Here is a 17367-nt window from a genome sequence, read left to right as displayed (position 1 = left end):
GAGCCCCCACATGACACGTAGAGCACTCGTGGTGCGCGGGGGGTGGGACGGCCACTCTCCAGAGGCCGCGACCGACCTCTTCGTGCCCTTCCTCCAGGCGCAGGGCTTCGTGACCGAGATCGAGACGGACAACGAGGTCTACGCCGACGCCGACCGGATGGCGGGCGTCGACCTCGTGGTGCAGTGCGTGACCATGTCGGAGATCAGCGGACCAGCCCTCGCCGGGCTGCGGTCCGCCGTCGAGGCAGGGACGGGTCTTGCCGGGTGGCACGGCGGGATCGCCGACTCCTACAGGGCGAGCTCGGACTACCTCCAGCTGGTCGGCGGGCAGTTCGCGACCCATCCGGGGCGCCACCCCGACGAGCGGCCTGGCGATGCGAGCGACAACTATCTCCGGCACACCGTGAACATCACGGCCGAGGGACGCCAGCACCAGATCACCGCAGGCCTCACAGACTTCGAGCTCGACACCGAGCAGTACTGGGTCCTTCACGACGACCTGATCGACGTGCTGGCCACGACCACGCACCCGGTCCGTCCGTGGCACCCGTGGCACAGGCCGATCATCTCCCCAGCCGTCTGGACGCGGCTGTGGGGCGCGGGGCGCATCTTCGTGGCCACACCGGGTCACTCCCCCGAGGTCTTGGCCGACCCGAACGTCCGCACCATCGTCGAGAGGGGTCTGCTGTGGGCCAGCCGCACGGAGTCGGAATAGTCGGTCTGGGTGTCATCCTCGATGCCTACCTCGCCACGCTCGCGGAGCACCCTGGGATCCGCATCGCCGCCGTCGCCGACCTGGACGCCTCACGCGCCGAGGCCGTGGCAGCGCGGCTGCGCGACAGCCGGGCGAGCACCGTCGAAGAGCTCCTGACCTCGGACGACGTCGAGACCGTCCTCGACCTGACGACTCCCGGCGCCCACGCGCAGATCGCCCTGGCCTGTGCACGCAGCGGGAAGAACCACTACGGCGAGAAACCGTTGGCCGCGACCCTCGCTGACTCCCGAGCTGTCGTCGACGCTGCCGCACGGGCAGGGGTCGGTCTGGGCTGCGCCCCGGACACCGTCCTCGGGACAGGGGTGCAGACTGCTCGGGCGGTCGTCGACGCTGGCCTCATAGGACGCCCGACGGCGGCTGTCGCGACATGGGTCTCGGCCGGCCACGAGGCCTGGCACCCCCACCCCGACTTCTACTACCTGCCAGGTGGTGGACCGCTGCTCGACATGGGGCCGTACTACCTCACGAGCCTCGTCCACCTGCTCGGGCCTGTCGTCGCAGTGACGGGATCGGCCGGGCGTCTGCGTAACACCCGCACGATCGGGTCCGGTCCGCGCGCGGGCGAGGTGATCCCGGTCGAGGTCGCCACGCACGTCGCGGGCACCCTCGAGCACGCAGGCGGCGCGATCTCGACGGTGACCGTGAGCTTCGACGCACCTGGTACCCGGGCCCGCCCGATCGAGGTCTACGGGGAAGAGGGCGCCGTGTCGGTCCCCGACCCGAACACCTTCGGCGGAGACGTCGAGCTGCTCACCCGGGGTGGCACCTCGTGGGAGACCGTGACACCTCGTGCCGGCTTCGTCGACTCCTCCCGCGGGGTCGGGCTGCTCGAGATGGTCGGGGCTGCGGGGCTCGGGGACGCCCCGGCGCAGGCCCGCGCGAGCGGGGCCGTCGGGCTGCACGTCATGGAAGTCATGACAGGGCTGCTCGACTCCGCGAGCAGCGGTCGTCGGACCCAGATCTCGAGCGCACCCGCTCGACCTGACCTCGTGCCGCTCACCGAAGCCGCGACGTGGCGGGGCCTCTCCTGACGCAGAGCACCAGGAGAGATGTCGACCCGTCTCAGACGACGGGCTCGTCCCTGGCGACTGCGGCGGCCGACGACCTCGCCCCTGCTGCTGGTCGACCTGTCGCGGCCCAAGACGCCAGCAGGGTCAGCGCGTCCGCCGACGGTGTCGACGGAGCCGCGGTGTAGACGTTCACCTGAAGGCCTGGGTCGGCAGGGAGCACCAGGGCCTCGAAGTCGAGCTCCATCCTGCCGACCACCGGGTGGCAGAACACCTTGGTCCCCGACCGGTGGTACCTCACGTCGTGGGAGGCCCACAGCCTCCTGAAGTCCTCGCTGCGTGTCGAGAGCTCACCGACGAGCGCCGTGAGCGACGTGTCGTAGGGGTTGCGGCCTGCCTCGGCCCGGATGATCGCGACAGAGTCGTGAGCGACACGGTCCGCCTTCTCACCCCAGAACGCCCGGGCCGGCGTCGGGTCGAGGAACATGAACCGCGCGGCGTTCACGGGCCCACCGATGGTCTGCTCGGCCGACTCGAACAGCGGCGCGTAGAGCGCACGCCCGAGCACGTTGCAGCCGAGGACGTCGAGCCTGCCGTTGCGCACGAAGGCAGGGACGTCGGGCATCGCGTCGAGGATCCGCTGGACGGCCGGGCGCAAGACCGGCGCCGGTGCGCGGCGCGCCCGCGAGCGCGCAGCACCCGAGGCGTTCGCGGCCCGTGCCAGGTCGAAGAGGTGGCCGCGCTCCGCCTCGTCGAGCTGGAGGGCCTCGGCCAGCGCCTCGAGCACCTCTTCGGAGACCCCGCCGAGGTTCCCGCGCTCGAGCCGTGTGTAGTAGTCGACGCTCACCCCGGCGAGCATCGCCACCTCTTCGCGCCGCAGACCGGGCACCCGGCGGTGACCGCCGTAGGCAGGTAGCCCGGCACGCTCGGGGGTGATCCGCGCGCGGCGCGTCGAGAGGAACTCGCGGGTCTCGGTCTTCAGGTCCATCCTCCGACCGTACGACCTCGTGCCCGCCCGCGGGAGGTACCAGCGGTACCCGCCACGCTCATCACGCTCTCGCGCCGAGCCGCCAGGGGTCAGGTCGTGACGAAGCTCTTGAGGTACGCCGCTGGCGTGTGCCCGAGGGTCTGCCGGAACAGGTCGGTGAAGGTGCTCGGGTTCGCGTACCCGAGCCTGAGGGCGACCGCCGCGACCGACCGGCCTGACGAGATCTCGAGGAGCGCCTGCCGCATCCGGACGAGGATGCGCCACCGGGTCAGGGTCGTGCCTGTCTCCCGCACGAAGGCACGCGACAGGGTCCTCGAGCTGATGTTGAGGGTGTCGGCCCACTCGCCGAGCGTGCGGTCGTCTGCGGGGTCCGCGACGATCGCCTCAGCGACGGTGCGCAGCCTGGGGTCTGCGGGCATCGTGAGGTCGAGGGATGCGCTCTCGACCGGGACGAGGAGGTCCACGACCACCTGCTGCAGGCGCATCCGCACGGCGTCGTCGAGCACGGCCGCCTTGTTGTGGAGCACGAGCTCGTGGACGGCCCTGCTCAGCGTGATCCCCGCGATCCCGGCAGCCCAGGGAGGGTCGACCCGCTGGGGCGCGAGGTAGGTGACGTGGGTGAGCGTCCCCGGTGCCGCACGGACGTGGTGCCGGGTGTGCGCGGGGATCCAGATGGCGAGGCCCGGGGGGACGGTCCAGAGCTGGTGGTCTGCCTCGACCGTGAGAGCTCCCGCCCCGGTCCAGATGAGCTCGTGCTCCCTGTGCAGCCCGTCGACCCAGCTCCCTCCGTCGGGGCTGAGGATCGTCTCGGTGATGAACAACCACGGGTCGTCGACACGTGCGGGCTCCGCGTGGTCGTCGGGCGAGGTCCGCCGCGGCACCACGGACCGGCCCGTCGCGCCAGGCTCGTGCGCCGTCGGACGCTCGTCGAAGACCGGCGCCACCCACAGGCGCGTCGCTTCGGGCTGGTCACCGTGCGGCACGGGACGACAACCTACTAGACGCAGCCGCCTCGTGGCCTGCTGCCGTGCAGGACCCCAGGGGCCGGGCACCGGGCGCCTTGCGGCAGGTGTCGGGCACTAGGTGTCGGGCTCTCGCTGCCAGGACGTGATGCACGCGTCGGTTCAAGAGAAGGCCGTCTGAGTCCAGAGATGCGTGACGGCGTAGGCCCGCAACGGTGCCCAGTCCTCGCTGAGCCGTGCAGCCGCTGTACCGGTCCGGACCCCGAGGGCCTTCTTGAGCACGAGGTCGTCCGCCGGGTAGGCGTCACGATCACCGAAGAGGCGCAGCGCCACGTAGTCGGCTGTCCACGGTCCGATACCCCGCACGGCGAGCAGCGCAGCACGGGCGGCGTGCGGGTCGTCGTCCATACCTAGGAGGAGGTCGCCCGAGGCGACGGCATGAGCGAGGGCTGACACGGTCGCTGCCCGGGCTCCGGTGAGCCCGACGATGCTGCGCAGGGTGTCGACATCGACCGCTGCGACAGCCTCGGCTGTCGGGAAGGACCGGAATCCTGCTGGGGCGTCTCCCCCGAGCGCCGCGACCAGCCGCCCACCGAAGGTCCTGGCCGCGCCGAGCGACACCTGCTGCCCGATCACGGTCATCGCGGCGGTCTCGAACCCGTCGACCGAGCCCAGGATCCTCAGCCCCGGGCGCGCAGCGACAAGAGGTGCGAGCGTCCCAGACTGCGCGAGGTGCGCGTCGATCCCCTCGACCTCGCGGTCGAGGTCGAGCCAGCGCCGGACTGTCGCGACGAGCGCGTCGTCGACCGGGGCGTCACCGTCGTGGTCCACAACGCTCAGCCGGACCGATCCTGGCTCGTCCCACGCGACCGTGACGACAAGCTCGCCCCCACGAACAGTGCGCGAGTGCCGAGCAGCGAGCAGGTCGCAGGTCTCGATGCCGGGAATCGCATGGGCGGCAACAGTCCGCATCAGAGGCTCGAGGGTGATCGGGACCGTGTGCTCGAGCCGGACTGCCAGAGCGTTGCTCATGACGCCGCCTCGAGGTCGAGCAGCCATCGCTTGGCGGCAGTCCCGCCGGCATACTGCCCGGTGGTGCCGTCAGAGCGCACCACCCGGTGGCACGGCACGACGAGCGGCAGAGGGTTCTTCGCACAGGCTGTGCCCACCGCGCGGACCGCACGGGGGCTACCCGCGAGTGCGGCCACCTCGGTGTACGTCGCGGTGCCCCCATAAGGAATCTCGGGGAGGTGACGGACCACCTCGCGGCGGAACCCTGTCGTGAGAGTCAGGTCCAGCGGCAGGTCAAAGCTGTGCCGGCTGCCGGTCAGGTACTCCTCGACCTCGAAGGCCAGCCTGTCGAGCCGGGCCGGCGCACGCAGGACCCGAGGGCTCACCTTGCGGGCCAGCGTGTCGAGCACCTGATCGAAGCCCTCGACCGCGAAGGCCAGGCGGAGGACGCCGATCTCGGTCGCTGCCAGGAGCATCTCGCCGACAGGTGTGTCGACGGTGCGGTAGGCGACGTCGAGCAGCCCGCGCTCTTGCACGGCGAGCGCCAGCCGTGCCCGCAGCACCGACTCGACGACACTGTCCGCGTCGGTGTCCAGACCGACGAGGCCGTCCCAGCCCAGACCACTCTGCTCCTTCGGTTCCTTCTGCTCAGAGTCGTGCACCGTACACCTCCTCGTCCGTGGTCACAGGTCCAGCGAGTGCCGCGCGGAGCGCTCGCACCCCGTCGGCGGCGGCCCGACGTGCGGCTGCCTCGGTCCCGCCCAGCACGGCGGCGACCTCGGCGTAGGGCAGGCCACCCAGGTGGTGGAAGGCGACGCACTCCCGCTGGCGGGTAGGCAGCGTCGCGAGCGCGGCATACAGGTCGAGCCGTTCGGCCGCACCGATCCCGGCGGTATCCGGACGCTCAGGAACCGCCTCGACCGGGAGGGCGCGCCGAGCTCTGGCGCGGAGGTGGTCGATCCCCTTGCGACGGGCGATGGTCACCAGCCACGCCTCGACGTTGGCATCCTGAGGTAGCTCCGGGTAGGCGCGTATCGCCGAGACGAAGGTCTCGGCCCACACGTCGTCTGCGTCGTCAGGGCCGACGAGGGCCCGGCACACCCGCAGGACAGCGGCGCCGTGCGCCGTGACGACGTGGTCGAAGGCCCGTTGCATCAGAAGAGCACCTCGGCGAGTCGGCGCGGGTCTTCGATCGCGAGGAGCTGCTCCTTGCGGGCGATCCCGCCCGCGTACCCGGTCAGAGTCCCGTCAGAGCCGACCACGCGATGGCACGGCACGATGATCGAGAGGGGGTTGCGCCCGTTCGCGGCTCCCACCGCCCGCACCAGCCGGGCATCACCCAGAGCCAGCGCGAGGTCGAGGTAGCTGCGGGTGGAGCCGTAGGGGATCTCGGCCAGCTGGGCCCAGACCCTGTGCTGGAAGACGGTCCCGACAGCGGCTGTCGGCACCGTGAACTCGCGACGCCCGCCCGCGAAGTACTCGGCGAGCTCGCTCTCGAGCTGCCCGGCACCGTCGTCCGAGGGCTCGCCGAAAGAGTCGGGGAGGTGAGCCGCCCCCGCCATGAACAGACCGCTGAGCACTCCGTCTGTGCTCACGGCCGTCAACGGACCGACGGGCGACTCGATCACCCGGAACGTCCTCATACGACCCCCTCCCTTCCTGAAGCTGGTCCTGCTCGCCAGGCCCGCGTCCATCCGTGTCGACCGCCGATGCAGGAAGATGCAGAGAGCTGCGCACATCTGCTGCGGCACCTCGTGCGGACGCCGCACCATCATCCCAGTCACCCTGCAGACGTCGGCCAGACCCGGTTCGTGAGGTCCCGAACCTGTCGGATCTCGGAGGTCGGCATCCGCATCAGGTCCCGCACCCGCTCTGGAGAAAACATGGGACCTTTGACGCATGTGAGGGCGGACACACCCGCATAGCGTTGAAGACATCACATCCCCCGCACGACATCCCGATCGAAGGACCCGATGACCCTCACCGACGCACCGACCACAGTCGCCGCCGAGATCGACGCTCTCGTCGTCGCAGGCAACGCTGCGCTCGCCGAGTACGCGAGCTTCACGCAGGAGCAGATCGACCACATCGTCAAGAAGGCCTCGGTCGCAGCCCTCAACCAGCACGGCGAGCTCGCCGTGCACGCCGTGCGCGAGACCGGCCGCGGAGTCTTCGAGGACAAGGCCGTGAAGAACATCTTCGCGTGCGAGCACGTCACGAACTCGATGCAGAACCTCAAGACCGTGGGCGTCATCAGCCGCGACGAGCTCACCGGCATCACCGAGATCGCAGAGCCTGTGGGCGTCATCTGCGGTGTCACCCCGGTGACGAACCCGACCTCGACCGCGATCTTCAAGTCGCTCATCGCGCTCAAGACCCGCAACCCCATCATCTTCGGCTTCCACCCCTCGGCCCAGCAGTCCTCGGTCGCCGCAGCACGGGTCGTCCGTGACGCCGCCGTCGCCGCGGGCGCACCCGCCGACTGCATCCAGTGGGTCGAGCACCCCTCCCTCGAGGCCACCAACCTGCTCATGAACCACCCGGGTGTCGCGCTGATCCTCGCGACCGGCGGCAACGCGATGGTCCGTGCTGCGTACTCCTGCGGCAAGCCCGCTCTGGGCGTCGGCGCCGGGAACGTCCCCGCCTTCATCGAGCGCAGCGCCAAGCTCAAGCGCGCCGTGAACGACGTGGTCCTGTCCAAGGCCTTCGACAACGGCATGATCTGCGCCTCCGAGCAGGCCGTCATCCTCGACGCCCCGATCTACGACGAGGCCATGTCCGAGTTCGCGATCCTGCACGCCTACCGCGTGGACGCGGCCGAGAAGGCGATGCTCGAAGAGTTCATCTTCGGGGTCCAGGCCAACGGCACGAACTGCGGCGAGGCCAAGCTCAACCCCACCGTGGTCGGCCAGAGCCCCGAGTGGATCGCCGAGAAGGCGGGCTTCTCGGTCCCCGAGGGCACGTCGATCATCCTCGCGGAGGTCTCCGAGGTCGGCCCCAACGAGCCTCTCACCCGCGAGAAGCTCTGCCCCGTGCTCGCCGTGCTGCGCGCCGACGGCGCCGAGGAGGGTATCCGCCTCTCCGAGCAGATGGTGGAGTTCGACGGCCTCGGCCACTCGGGCTCGATCCACTCCGAGGACCAGGCGATCATCGAGGAGTTCGGCTCCCGCGTGAAGGCCGTCCGCATCATCACCAACGCCCCGAGCTCGCTCGGCGGCATCGGTGACATCTACAACGCCTTCATCCCCTCGCTGACCCTGGGCTGCGGCTCCTACGGACACAACTCGGTCTCCAACAACGTGTCGGCGATCAACCTCGTCAACATCAAGCGCATCGGCCGGAGGAACAACAACTTGCAGTGGTTCAAGGTCCCCGCCAAGACGTACTTCGAGCCGAACGCGATCCGGTACCTCGCCGACATGCGCGGCATCAGCCGGGTCACCATCGTCACCGACTCGACCATGACCCGCCTCGGCTTCGTCGACAAGATTCTCGACGTGCTCAACCGCCGCGGTGACCGCGTCGCCCTGCAGATCATCGACGACATCCTGCCCGAGCCGACCGTCGACTCGGTCACCGCAGGCGCCGAGCTCATGCGGGCCTTCAACCCCGACACGATCATCGCCCTCGGTGGCGGATCGCCGATGGACGCCGCCAAGGTCATGTGGCTGCTCTACGAGCACCCCGAGATCGAGTTCGCGGACATGAAGGAGAAGTTCTTCGACGTCCGCAAGCGCGCCTTCAAGTTCCCCGACCTCGGCGAGAAGGCCAGCCTGGTCTGCATCCCGACCACGTCGGGAACCGGCTCCGAGATGACGCCCTTCGCGGTCATCACCGACCCGGTCACGGGCAAGAAGTACCCGCTCGCCGACTACGCGCTCACCCCGACAGTCGCGATCGTCGACCCGGCACTGACCGCGATGATGCCCGGGTTCCTCGCCGCAGACTCCGGCTTCGACGCCCTGACCCACGCGACCGAGGCATTCGTCTCCGTCTACGCCAACGACTTCACCGACGGCCTCTGCCTGCACGCCATCAAGCTGATCTTCGAGAACATCGAGGCCTCGGTCAACGGCGCTCCCGGCAGCACCGAGCAGACCGTCGTCAAGGCCCGAGAGAAGATGCACAACGCCGCGACGATCGCCGGCATGGCCTTCGGCAACGCGTTCCTCGGGATCGTGCACGCGATGGCGCACGTCACGGGATCGGCCTTCCACCTGATCCACGGCCGCACCAACGCGACGTACCTGCCGCACGTCATCCGCTACAACGGCACCGTGCCCACGAAGCTCACGAGCTGGCCCAAGTACGAGCACTACGTGGCACCCGAGCGCTTCCAGGAGATCGCCAAGCACCTCGGTCTCCCGGCGTCGACCCCGGCTGAGGGCGTCGAGTCCTACGCCAAGGCCGTCGAGGCGCTCCGCGACAAGGTCGGCATCGCCCCGTCCTTCCAGGCACAGGGCGTCGCCGAGGAGAACTTCATCGGAAGCCTCGACTCGCTCGCCATGGCCGCCTACGAAGACCAGTGCGCACCGGCCAACCCGCGCATGCCGATGCTCGAGGACATGAAGACCATCATGGAGGCCGCGTACTACGGCACATCCTTCGAGGCAGTCCGCGCGAGCCGTCGCGCCGCGGTCGAGGCCGTCCCAGTGGTCTCTGCCAGCCCTGAGGAGGCAACCCCGGTCGACTCAGCTGCTGTCGAGATCCCTGAGGACCTCGCACCTGAGGCACCGAAGAAGGGCCGCCGCCGCTGAGACGCGGTGACCGCTAGCACCACCGCAGACGGCCGACGCCCCGCTCCTCTCGTCAGGAGCGGGGCGTCAGCCGTCTGTCGAAGGCTCTGCGGGAGTCGGAAAGACCCGTCGGTCACGTCAGGACTGGTCTGACCCGTCGCGGCCGGTCGAGCCCGTCACGGAGTGCAGTCAGGCCGGAGCGCGGTCACGCCACGACCTGCACACCGGCTCCAGCCGCGGGACCACGAGAGGGCCCGGCCACCTGGCCGGGCCCTCTCGTGAAGACGATGCTGGGGAAGGTCAGCTACGACCCTCGACACCCTCGGTGAACTCCCAGTGCCACGGCTCGAAGGCACCGCTGCCGCCGGCACGCGCCCAGGCGGGGTTGTCCCAGCCGTAGAGCGGTGCGTTCTCCTTGAGCCAGGCGAACTTCTCAGTTCCTTTGTAGGTCTCAGCGTTGAGGTCGACGGCGAGACCCCAGCCGTGCTCGGACTTGCCCGGGGTAGCCGCCAGGCCGCCCTTGGTCCCCTTGAGGGAGACCTGGGACGCGAGCGTCCTGTAGCCGTCGGTGATCTTCATGTTGACGCCGTACTTGGCCTTGTAGGCCTCGTTCAGCGCGATGAGCGCGTCGGCTGCGTCAGCGCGAGCGTACTGACCGGTGTCCCACAGCTCGCAGAGTCCCTCAGAGGACAAGTTGCCGTTGGTCCCCGTCGGGAGGTTGGTGATGTCGCAGCCCGAGGTGGTGAGCGAGGTGCGCTCCTCAGACCGGCTCGCGGCGGCGACAGTGCGCTGCTCGGTCGGGACGGACTGCGCGAGGCTGGCCGGCACGGCCGAGCCGCTCGACGCCGTAGCGAGGATGCTCGTCGCGGTCGGCCCCACGGCTTCCGCCTGGACCTCGGGGACGTCGACCACCTGGGGCTCGACCCCTGACTCGGCCTGGACGTCCGTGGACACGTTCCCAGCGCCAGCGGAGATCGGTACGGCGATCGTCGCGACAGCCAGGCTCGTCAAGACGGCGGCGCGCGGGATCCAGCGGTGCGACCCGGGGGTCGGGTTGTTCACGGGTGACGGGGTGCGTCGGACGCGAGCGGGACGCCGTGACTCACGTTCTGCCGCTTCGCGGATCGCCCGTCGGGAGAGGGGAGCTTCACCTGTGACCAGGTCGGACTGCTGCTCCACTACACCTCCATCATCTCTGCGGGCCTGACCGGCAACCACCGGGCAGACGAAGCGGCCTCGCACTCCTGGTCCGGGAGAGCCCGGACGAGGTGGCAAGACCGCAGTACCTCTGTCACAGAACAGTAACGAACGATCGGCCCGTTTCCAAGCCGTCTACCCAGACTTCACCTGCATCTACGGTGATCAGCGTGTGCGCGGACTGTGAAGCCGCTGGTGCAGCGGACCCGTTCACCGGGCCTCGCGCTGCATGGCGTCACGCACCTCACCTACGAGCTCTTCCAAGATGTCTTCGAGGAAGACGACTCCGAGGACCGCAGAACCGTCCCAGACCCGCGCCAGGTGTGCGCCGGAGCGCTGCATGGCGCGCAGCACGACCTCGACCTCGTCGTCCGGCGAGGCCTCGGCCAGCGCGCGGGTGCGCCACACCTGGAGCGGCACGTTGCGCTGGTCCTCGGTCGCGAACAGCACGTCCTTGAGGTGGAGGTACCCGATGAGGTCGCCGCCGGGGTCGACCACGGGGAAACGGCTGAAGCCTGTCCGTGCGACGAGCCTCTCGACCTCGTCCGGGGTGCAGCCCTCGGCCAGGGTCACGAGCTCGTCGAGGGGCACCATGACATCGGCGGCGGCGCGCTCCGAGAACTCGATCGCCCCGGCGAGCAGCCCCTGCTCGTCGACGAGCGAGCCCTGGGCCTGCGAGTGCTCGAGGATCGACTGGACCTCTTCGGCCGTGAAGGCCGAGGCGACCTCGTCCTTGGGCTCGACCCCGGTCAGCCGGACGGCGTGGTTGGCGAGCCAGTTGAGGGCGACGATCACAGGACGCAGCAGACGCCCCACGAGCACGAGCGGCGGGCCGAACCACAGCACGGCCTTGTCCGGCCCCGAGACCGACAGGTTCTTGGGGACCATCTCGCCGAGCACGACGTGCAGGTAGACCACGAGCGCGAGCGCCAGCACGAAGGCGATCGGGTGGACGAGCGCCGAGCCGACCCCGAGGGCCTCGAGCGGGACCTCGATGAGGTGCGCGAGCGCGGGCTCGGCGATCACCCCGAGCCCTGTCGAGCAGACGGTCACCCCCAGCTGGGCACAGGCGAGCATCAGCGAGACGTGCTCCATGGCCCACAGCACGGTCTTGGCGCGCTTGTTGCCGGCGAGCGCGAGCGGCTCGATGGCGCTGCGCCGCGCGGAGATGATCGCGAACTCCGCGCCGACGAAGAAGGCGTTCGCGGCGAGCAGCAGCGCGCCGATGGTCAGTGCGAGCCCGGAGCTCATGCCGTGTCTCCTGTCCGCAGACGCAGCCGGTCGACCCGGCGCCCGTCCATCTCCTCGACGGTGGCCGTGACGGTCCCACCCTCGTACTCAGCGTCGAGGCGCACCACGTCGCCGACGATGGGCACCCGGCCCAGCCTGGCCATGACGAGCCCGCCGAGGGTCTCGTAGTCGGGACCCTCAGGGACGCGAAGCAACGTGCGCTCCTCGAGCTCGTCGGGCCGGAGCAGCCCGGGGACCACCCACGAGCCGTCGGAGGCGAGCAGTGCGCCGGCGCGGCGCGCGTCGTGCTCGTCGGAGACCTCGCCGACGAGCTCTTCGACGACGTCCTCGAAGGTCACGACCCCCGAGGTGCCGCCGTACTCGTCGACGACCACGGCCATCTGCATGCCGAAGGAGCGCAGCTCGACGAGCAGCGGGCCGAGCCGCACGGTCTCCGGCACCCGGGGAGCCTCGTCCATCAGGGCGACCGCCGGGACGTGGTCTCGGCGCTCCCGCGGGACGGAGACGGCGCGACGCAGGTGGACGAGCCCGACGATGTCGTCCCTGGACGCGTCGATCACCGGGAACCTCGAGTGGCCGGTCCGTCGCGCGAGCTCGATCACGTCGTTGGCGGTGTCTTCACGGGCGACAACGGCCACCCGCATGCGGTCGGTCATCACGTCGACCGCCGTGAGCTCGTCGAGCTCGACGGCATTCGTGATGAGGCGGGCCGTGGAGACGTCGAGGGTGCCCACCTGGGCGGACCTGCGCACGAGCGCGGCGAGCTCGGGGGCCGAGCGCGCACCCGAGAGCTCCTCTTTGGGCTCGACGCCCACGCGCCGCAGGATCGCGTTGGCCGAGCCGTTGAGAGCCGCGATGACAGGACGCAGCAGCCGGGTGAACACCCGCTGCACGGGGACCACCTGACGAGCTGTCGGCAGCGGCCGGCTCAGTGCGTAGTTCTTGGGGATCAGCTCTCCGAACAGCATGGAGAAGAAGTTGACGAGCACGAGGGACACCGTCACGGCGACCACCCCGGCGACCGTCGCGGACAGCGCGGTGCTCTCGAGCGGACCGCCGACCAGGTTCTTGATGGCCGGCTGCGCCGTGTACCCGAGCAGGATGGTCGTGATGGTGATGCCGACCTGCGCGGAGGAGAGCTCGGTCGACAGGTGCTTGACGGCTCCGCGGACGCTGCGTCCGCGCCAGTCGGGGTCGTCGTCCTCGTCGTCGTCCGACCCGACCACCGCGGGATCGAGGGTGACGAGCGAGAACTCGCTCGCGACGAAGACTGCCGTGCCGATGGTGAGGAGGACGCCGAGACCGACGAACAACCAGTCGGTCACCGCTGCTCACCGCAGACGGAGGTGAGGCCCGCGTGGTCGTCGTGCAGACCAGGCCCGGAGGGAGTCGATGTCGAGGACACGTGTCGTGACGGATGGTCGGCTGTCATCAGGATGAGAATAATAGTCGACCGGCCGTCCGCCACCCGGCGCTCTCCACAGTTCCTCCAGGGAACTCGCGCGGGTCGACCGCCGTTTCTCGTGCCGAAGGGCCCGCCGGTGTGCAATTGTGAAGGCATGTCAGTCACCTCACCGCGCCCCGACGGCTCCCCCTCAGCCGGTGCCTCGATCCTCATCGTCGAGGACGAGCCCGCGATCGCCACGGCGATCGCCCAACGCCTGGGCGCCGAGGGCTGGCGCACCGAGGTGGCCCGCGACGGCCTCAGCGGGGTCGACGCCGCCGCCCGCATGCAGCCCGACGCCGTGGTGCTCGACGTCATGCTCCCCGGGATCGACGGGCTCGAGGTGTGCCGCCGCATCCAGGCCGAGCGCCCCGTCCCGATCCTCATGCTCACCGCGCGCGACGACGAGACCGACATGCTCATCGGCCTCGGGGTCGGCGCTGACGACTACATGACCAAGCCCTTCTCCATGCGCGAGCTCGTGGCCCGCCTCAAGGCGCTGCTCCGCCGCGTCGACAGGGCCGCTCAGGCCTCCTCGGCCTCCGACGGGGCCGAGCCGCCCATGGTGATCGGCGACGTCGTCATCGACCGCGCCCAGCGCCGTGTGCACCGCGCCGAGCAGGAGATCCACCTCACGCCGACGGAGTTCGAGCTCCTCGTCATGCTCGCGAGCTCACCCAAGACCGTGCAGACGCGTGAGCGCCTGCTCGCCGAGGTCTGGGACTGGGCCGACGCGAGCGGGACCCGCACGGTCGACTCGCACATCAAAGCGCTGCGCCGCAAGCTCGGCGCGGACCTGATCCGCACAGTGCACGGGGTCGGCTACGCCTTCGAGCCGCCCGCGAGCGCCTGAGGTCTGGACGCCTCGACCATGAGCTCCTCGCGCAACGTCCGCCCGCTCCGGCCGCACCTGCCGGACGTCAGGCCGCTCGACAGGTTCAAGACCCTCAAGATCAAGATGGCGATCGTGGTCGCCGCGTCGGTGACCCTCGCGGCCTTCGTCACGTGGCTCGGGCTGCGGTACAACCTCGGCCCGACCCGGACCTTCCCGCTCGCGATCGTCGCCTCGATGCTCTTCACGATGCTGCTGGCCCGCGGCATGACGTCGCCGCTGCGCGAGATGACCTCGGCAGCACGGTCGATGTCCGAGGGCGACTACAGCCGCAGGGTGCAGGCGACGAGCCGGGACGAGGTCGGGCAGCTGGCGACGGCCTTCAACATCATGGCGGAGGACCTCGACTCCTCCGACAGGGTGCGCCGCGAGCTCATCGCGAACGTCTCGCACGAGCTGCGGACACCCGTCGCGGCCCTGCACGCCCAGCTGGAGAACCTCGTCGACGGTGTGGTCGAGCCGACCCCCGCGACCATGCAGACGGCCCTGACGCAGACCGAGCGGCTGACGCGGCTCATCGCGTACCTGCTCGACCTCTCGCGGGTCGAGGCCGGGGCCGCCGACCTCAACCTCACCGAGGTGGTCGCGAAGGACTTCCTCGAGGACGTCGTGAACTCGGTGTCGACGATCGAGGCCGGCAAGCAGCTCGCGTTCTTCGTCGACGTCGAGCCCGAGGACGCGACCTTCACGGCGGACCAGGAACGGCTCCGGCAGATCTTGGTGAACCTGCTGCACAACGCGATCCGGCACTCCCCGTTCATGGGCGAGGTGAGCATCATGGCGCGCCGGACCGACGACGAGATCGTCTTCGACGTGAGCGACAACGGTCCCGGCGTCGCGGTCGAGGACCGTCAGCGGATCTTCGAGAGGTTCGCCCGCGGGGGCGCCGGGGTCAACGGTGCGCCGACGGCTGGCGGGACCGGGTCCGGTGGGACCGGGATCGGTCTGGCGATCGTGCGCTGGGCCGTCGACCTGCACGGCGGGACCGTCGAGGTCGCCGACACCCTCGCCGGTGCGACGATGCGGGTAGCTCTGCCGCAGCACCCACCGGGGGAAGAGCCTGACCCCTCGGAGAGCGACGTCGTGGGCGGGGCGAGCAGCTCCGGGGCCGACACGCTCTGAGGTCGCAGTCATCGCCACTTGTTATAGCCGGGCTATAACAACTACGCTGCTCGCATGACCTCCGACGACGCCGTCAGAATCGTTCGACCTGCCAAGCCCGTCGACACGCGACCCGCGGGACCTGCCCTCGCTCCCGGCACGGTCTCGGTCCGCGGTCTCACCAAGACCTTCGGGGCCGTGACGGCCGTCGACGACCTCAGCTTCGACGTCCTGCCAGGGCGCGTGACCGGGTTCCTCGGCCCCAACGGTGCCGGCAAGACGACCACGCTGCGCATGCTGCTCGGGCTCGCCACCCCCACGAGCGGCACGGCGACCATCTCCGGACGGGCCTACGCCGACATCCCGGACCCGCTCCGCGAGGTCGGAGCCGCGCTCGAGGCCACGAGCTTCCACCCGGGGCGCACGGGCCTCGACCACCTGCGGACCTACGCCCCGTACGCGGGCGCCGACGACACGCGCTGCCACGAGCTGCTCGAGCAGGTCGGCCTGGGGGCCGCCGGACGGCGCCGGGTGGGTGGCTACTCCCTCGGCATGCGCCAGCGCCTCGCCCTCGCGACCACGCTCCTCGGGAGCCCGCGGGTGCTGCTGCTCGACGAGCCGTCGAACGGCCTGGACCCCGAGGGCATCCGGTGGCTCCGCGGGTTCTTGCGGCACCTCGCCGCGCAGGGAATGACGGTCCTCGTCTCGAGCCACATGCTCTCGGAGGTGCAGCAGTCCGTCGACGACGTGGTGATCATCGCGGGAGGGCGCCTCGTCCACGCCTCGTCGATGACCGAGCTCAGCGCCCTCGCCTCGCCACGGGTCGCCGTGACCTCCCCCGACGGGCCTGCGCTCGACAGGCTCGCCGCCGAGCACCGGTGGCACGTCTCGAGCAGGTCGTCCGACGGCACGACCCTCGAGGTCGACCACGTGAGCACCGCGCAGGTCGGCGCCGCCGCCTTCGCCGCGGGCGTCGAGCTGCACGGGCTCCTCGACCAGACCGACAGCCTCGAAGACCTCTTCCTCAGGCTCGTCCAGCCGAGCACGTCAGGAGCAGCAGCATGAACGTCGCCCTGCGCAGCGAGTACAGGAAGTTCGTCACGACCCGCCTCTGGTGGGTCCTCCTGCTCGTCATGGCCGCCTACATGGCCTTCATCGGCATCTTCCTCGGCTGGTCCCTCGGGGCGGGCACGTCGGGCCTGGACTCGGGCGACGGCGCGAGCCTCACGTCGCCCGACAGCATCCGCAGCTCGGTGTACGGGACGGCCGCAGCCTTCGGCTACGTCTTCCCGGTGATCATCGGCGCACTGTCGATGACGGGTGAGTACAGGCACCAGACGATCACCCCCACCTTCCTCGCGAGCCCCTCACGCACCCGCGTGCTCGTCGCCAAGATGATCGCCGCCCTGCCGATCGGCGTCGTCTACGGCACCGTCGCGACCCTCGCGACCGTCGGCGCCGGAGCCGCAGGTCTGGCCCTCGGCGGGTCGGCGACGCTCCTCGGCGACGGCGAGACCTGGACGCTCGTCGCACGCTCCGTCCTCGCGCTCACGGTGTGGGCCCCCGTCGGTGTCGCCCTCGGCTCGATCCTCACCAACCAGGTCCTCGCGATCATCGTGATCCTCGTCTACACCCAGTTCCTCGAGGCCGTGCTGCGGCTCGGCCTGACCCAGGTCGGCGACGTCGGCGCGAGCGTGGCCAGCTATCTCCCAGGAGCAGCCGGCGAGGCGATCACCGGGGGCAGCGTCTTCTCCTCCGCCGGGATCGCCGACGTGCTCCCCTGGGGCGCCGGTCTGGCCGTGCTGGCGGGCTACGCCCTCGTGCTCGCCGCAGTCGGCTCGCTCACGACGCTGCGGCGCGACGTGTCGTGAGCCATACCCGCCACAGACGAAGCCCGGACCCTCTTTGGGTGTTCACCAGACTCTCGTTGCCCTGGGTTTGCCATGCGGTGAAGCCCGGAGAGATCGGACGAAAGTCACTGGGCGAATAGCCCCGGTTACGGT

At 70.1% G+C, this 17367-nt stretch carries 16 protein-coding genes; 7 read left to right on the top strand and 9 right to left on the bottom strand.

The window, feature by feature from the left end; genetic code table 11:
- The first annotated feature begins 10 nt into the window (after window positions 1-10).
- The gene (locus SANBI_RS04785; RefSeq protein ID WP_319159459.1) at window positions 11-715 is read left to right on the top strand and encodes a ThuA domain-containing protein; all 705 of its coding nucleotides are present in this window, start codon (window positions 11-13) and stop codon (window positions 713-715) included.
- Window positions 688-1806, top strand: coding sequence for a Gfo/Idh/MocA family protein (locus SANBI_RS04780; protein WP_319159457.1), 1119 nt, complete (start codon window positions 688-690; stop codon window positions 1804-1806). The genes SANBI_RS04785 and SANBI_RS04780 overlap by 28 nt, the downstream gene beginning before the upstream one ends.
- A 31-nt stretch (window positions 1807-1837) precedes the next feature.
- Here the strand turns inward: SANBI_RS04780 and SANBI_RS04775 are convergent, their stop codons facing one another.
- The 6 genes from SANBI_RS04775 to SANBI_RS04750 form a co-directional block, all read right to left on the bottom strand.
- Window positions 1838-2770 (bottom strand): helix-turn-helix transcriptional regulator, encoded by a 933-nt coding sequence (locus SANBI_RS04775; RefSeq protein WP_319159455.1) that lies wholly within the window; start codon window positions 2768-2770, stop codon window positions 1838-1840.
- An 89-nt stretch (window positions 2771-2859) separates the two neighbouring features.
- Window positions 2860-3753, bottom strand: coding sequence for an AraC family transcriptional regulator (locus SANBI_RS04770; RefSeq protein ID WP_319159453.1), 894 nt, complete (start codon window positions 3751-3753; stop codon window positions 2860-2862).
- A 141-nt stretch (window positions 3754-3894) separates the two neighbouring features.
- Complete coding sequence (locus SANBI_RS04765; protein ID WP_319159451.1) at window positions 3895-4764, bottom strand: DNA-3-methyladenine glycosylase family protein; 870 nt, start codon at window positions 4762-4764, stop codon at window positions 3895-3897.
- A complete protein-coding gene (locus SANBI_RS04760; protein ID WP_408669754.1) occupies window positions 4761-5363 on the bottom strand; it encodes a methylated-DNA--[protein]-cysteine S-methyltransferase in 603 nt (200 codons plus the stop codon). Before SANBI_RS04760 ends, SANBI_RS04765 begins: the two co-directional genes overlap by 4 nt.
- A 28-nt stretch (window positions 5364-5391) precedes the next feature.
- Complete coding sequence (locus SANBI_RS04755; RefSeq protein ID WP_319159449.1) at window positions 5392-5898, bottom strand: RNA polymerase sigma factor; 507 nt, start codon at window positions 5896-5898, stop codon at window positions 5392-5394.
- Window positions 5898-6386, bottom strand: a complete 489-nt coding sequence (locus tag SANBI_RS04750) for a methylated-DNA--[protein]-cysteine S-methyltransferase (RefSeq protein WP_319159447.1) — start codon at window positions 6384-6386, stop codon at window positions 5898-5900. Before SANBI_RS04750 ends, SANBI_RS04755 begins: the two co-directional genes overlap by 1 nt.
- 330 nt (window positions 6387-6716) lie before the next feature.
- Here SANBI_RS04750 and adhE point away from each other — a divergent pair, with 330 nt between their 5' ends.
- Window positions 6717-9500 carry a bifunctional acetaldehyde-CoA/alcohol dehydrogenase gene (gene adhE / locus SANBI_RS04745; RefSeq protein ID WP_319159445.1) on the top strand — a complete coding sequence of 928 codons (2784 nt, stop codon included), beginning with the start codon at window positions 6717-6719 and terminating at the stop codon, window positions 9498-9500.
- A gap of 279 nt (window positions 9501-9779) precedes the next feature.
- On the opposite strand, the gene SANBI_RS04740 is transcribed toward adhE, so the two are convergent.
- The 3 genes from SANBI_RS04740 to SANBI_RS04730 form a co-directional block, all read right to left on the bottom strand.
- Window positions 9780-10541, bottom strand: a complete 762-nt coding sequence (locus SANBI_RS04740) for a M15 family metallopeptidase (protein ID WP_319159443.1) — start codon at window positions 10539-10541, stop codon at window positions 9780-9782.
- 345 nt (window positions 10542-10886) lie between these two features.
- On the bottom strand, window positions 10887-11927 hold the full coding sequence (locus SANBI_RS04735; protein ID WP_319159441.1) for a hemolysin family protein: 1041 nt from the start codon (window positions 11925-11927) through the stop codon (window positions 10887-10889).
- Window positions 11924-13252 (bottom strand): hemolysin family protein, encoded by a 1329-nt coding sequence (locus SANBI_RS04730; RefSeq protein ID WP_319159438.1) that lies wholly within the window; start codon window positions 13250-13252, stop codon window positions 11924-11926. The genes SANBI_RS04735 and SANBI_RS04730 overlap by 4 nt, the downstream gene beginning before the upstream one ends.
- 234 nt (window positions 13253-13486) lie before the next feature.
- Here SANBI_RS04730 and SANBI_RS04725 point away from each other — a divergent pair, with 234 nt between their 5' ends.
- Genes SANBI_RS04725 through SANBI_RS04710 form a run of 4 tightly spaced genes read left to right on the top strand, consistent with a single transcriptional unit; the run spans window position 13487 to window position 17235 of the window.
- A complete protein-coding gene (locus SANBI_RS04725; RefSeq protein WP_056136898.1) occupies window positions 13487-14224 on the top strand; it encodes a response regulator transcription factor in 738 nt (245 codons plus the stop codon).
- An 18-nt stretch (window positions 14225-14242) separates the two neighbouring features.
- Window positions 14243-15385 carry a HAMP domain-containing sensor histidine kinase gene (locus SANBI_RS04720; RefSeq protein WP_319159436.1) on the top strand — a complete coding sequence of 381 codons (1143 nt, stop codon included), beginning with the start codon at window positions 14243-14245 and terminating at the stop codon, window positions 15383-15385.
- A gap of 54 nt (window positions 15386-15439) precedes the next feature.
- The gene (locus SANBI_RS04715) at window positions 15440-16429 is read left to right on the top strand and encodes an ABC transporter ATP-binding protein (RefSeq protein WP_319159434.1); all 990 of its coding nucleotides are present in this window, start codon (window positions 15440-15442) and stop codon (window positions 16427-16429) included.
- Window positions 16426-17235, top strand: a complete 810-nt coding sequence (locus SANBI_RS04710) for an ABC transporter permease (protein WP_319159432.1) — start codon at window positions 16426-16428, stop codon at window positions 17233-17235. Before SANBI_RS04715 ends, SANBI_RS04710 begins: the two co-directional genes overlap by 4 nt.
- The last annotated feature ends 132 nt before the right edge of the window (window positions 17236-17367 follow it).

Origin of the sequence: Sanguibacter biliveldensis (assembly GCF_033798665.1) — a bacterium.
GTDB lineage: Bacteria > Actinomycetota > Actinomycetes > Actinomycetales > Cellulomonadaceae > Sanguibacter > Sanguibacter inulinus.
The sequence above is the reverse complement of the archived record's forward strand: the minus strand, read 5'-3'. Positions and strand labels throughout refer to the sequence as shown.

Excerpts from the sequence above, each read along its gene's own strand:
- SANBI_RS04785 (WP_319159459.1), top strand. The coding sequence starts at position 11 with ATGACACGTAGAGCACTCGTGGTGCGCGGGGGGTGGGACGGCCACTCT.
- SANBI_RS04775 (WP_319159455.1), bottom strand. The coding sequence starts at position 2,770 with ATGGACCTGAAGACCGAGACCCGCGAGTTCCTCTCGACGCGCCGCGCG.
- SANBI_RS04765 (WP_319159451.1), bottom strand. The coding sequence starts at position 4,764 with ATGAGCAACGCTCTGGCAGTCCGGCTCGAGCACACGGTCCCGATCACC.
- SANBI_RS04755 (WP_319159449.1), bottom strand. The coding sequence starts at position 5,898 with ATGCAACGGGCCTTCGACCACGTCGTCACGGCGCACGGCGCCGCTGTC.
- SANBI_RS04750 (WP_319159447.1), bottom strand. The coding sequence starts at position 6,386 with ATGAGGACGTTCCGGGTGATCGAGTCGCCCGTCGGTCCGTTGACGGCC.
- adhE (WP_319159445.1), top strand. The coding sequence starts at position 6,717 with ATGACCCTCACCGACGCACCGACCACAGTCGCCGCCGAGATCGACGCT.
- SANBI_RS04735 (WP_319159441.1), bottom strand. The coding sequence starts at position 11,927 with ATGAGCTCCGGGCTCGCACTGACCATCGGCGCGCTGCTGCTCGCCGCG.
- SANBI_RS04725 (WP_056136898.1), top strand. The coding sequence starts at position 13,487 with ATGTCAGTCACCTCACCGCGCCCCGACGGCTCCCCCTCAGCCGGTGCC.
- SANBI_RS04720 (WP_319159436.1), top strand. The coding sequence starts at position 14,243 with ATGAGCTCCTCGCGCAACGTCCGCCCGCTCCGGCCGCACCTGCCGGAC.
- SANBI_RS04715 (WP_319159434.1), top strand. The coding sequence starts at position 15,440 with ATGACCTCCGACGACGCCGTCAGAATCGTTCGACCTGCCAAGCCCGTC.
- SANBI_RS04710 (WP_319159432.1), top strand. The coding sequence starts at position 16,426 with ATGAACGTCGCCCTGCGCAGCGAGTACAGGAAGTTCGTCACGACCCGC.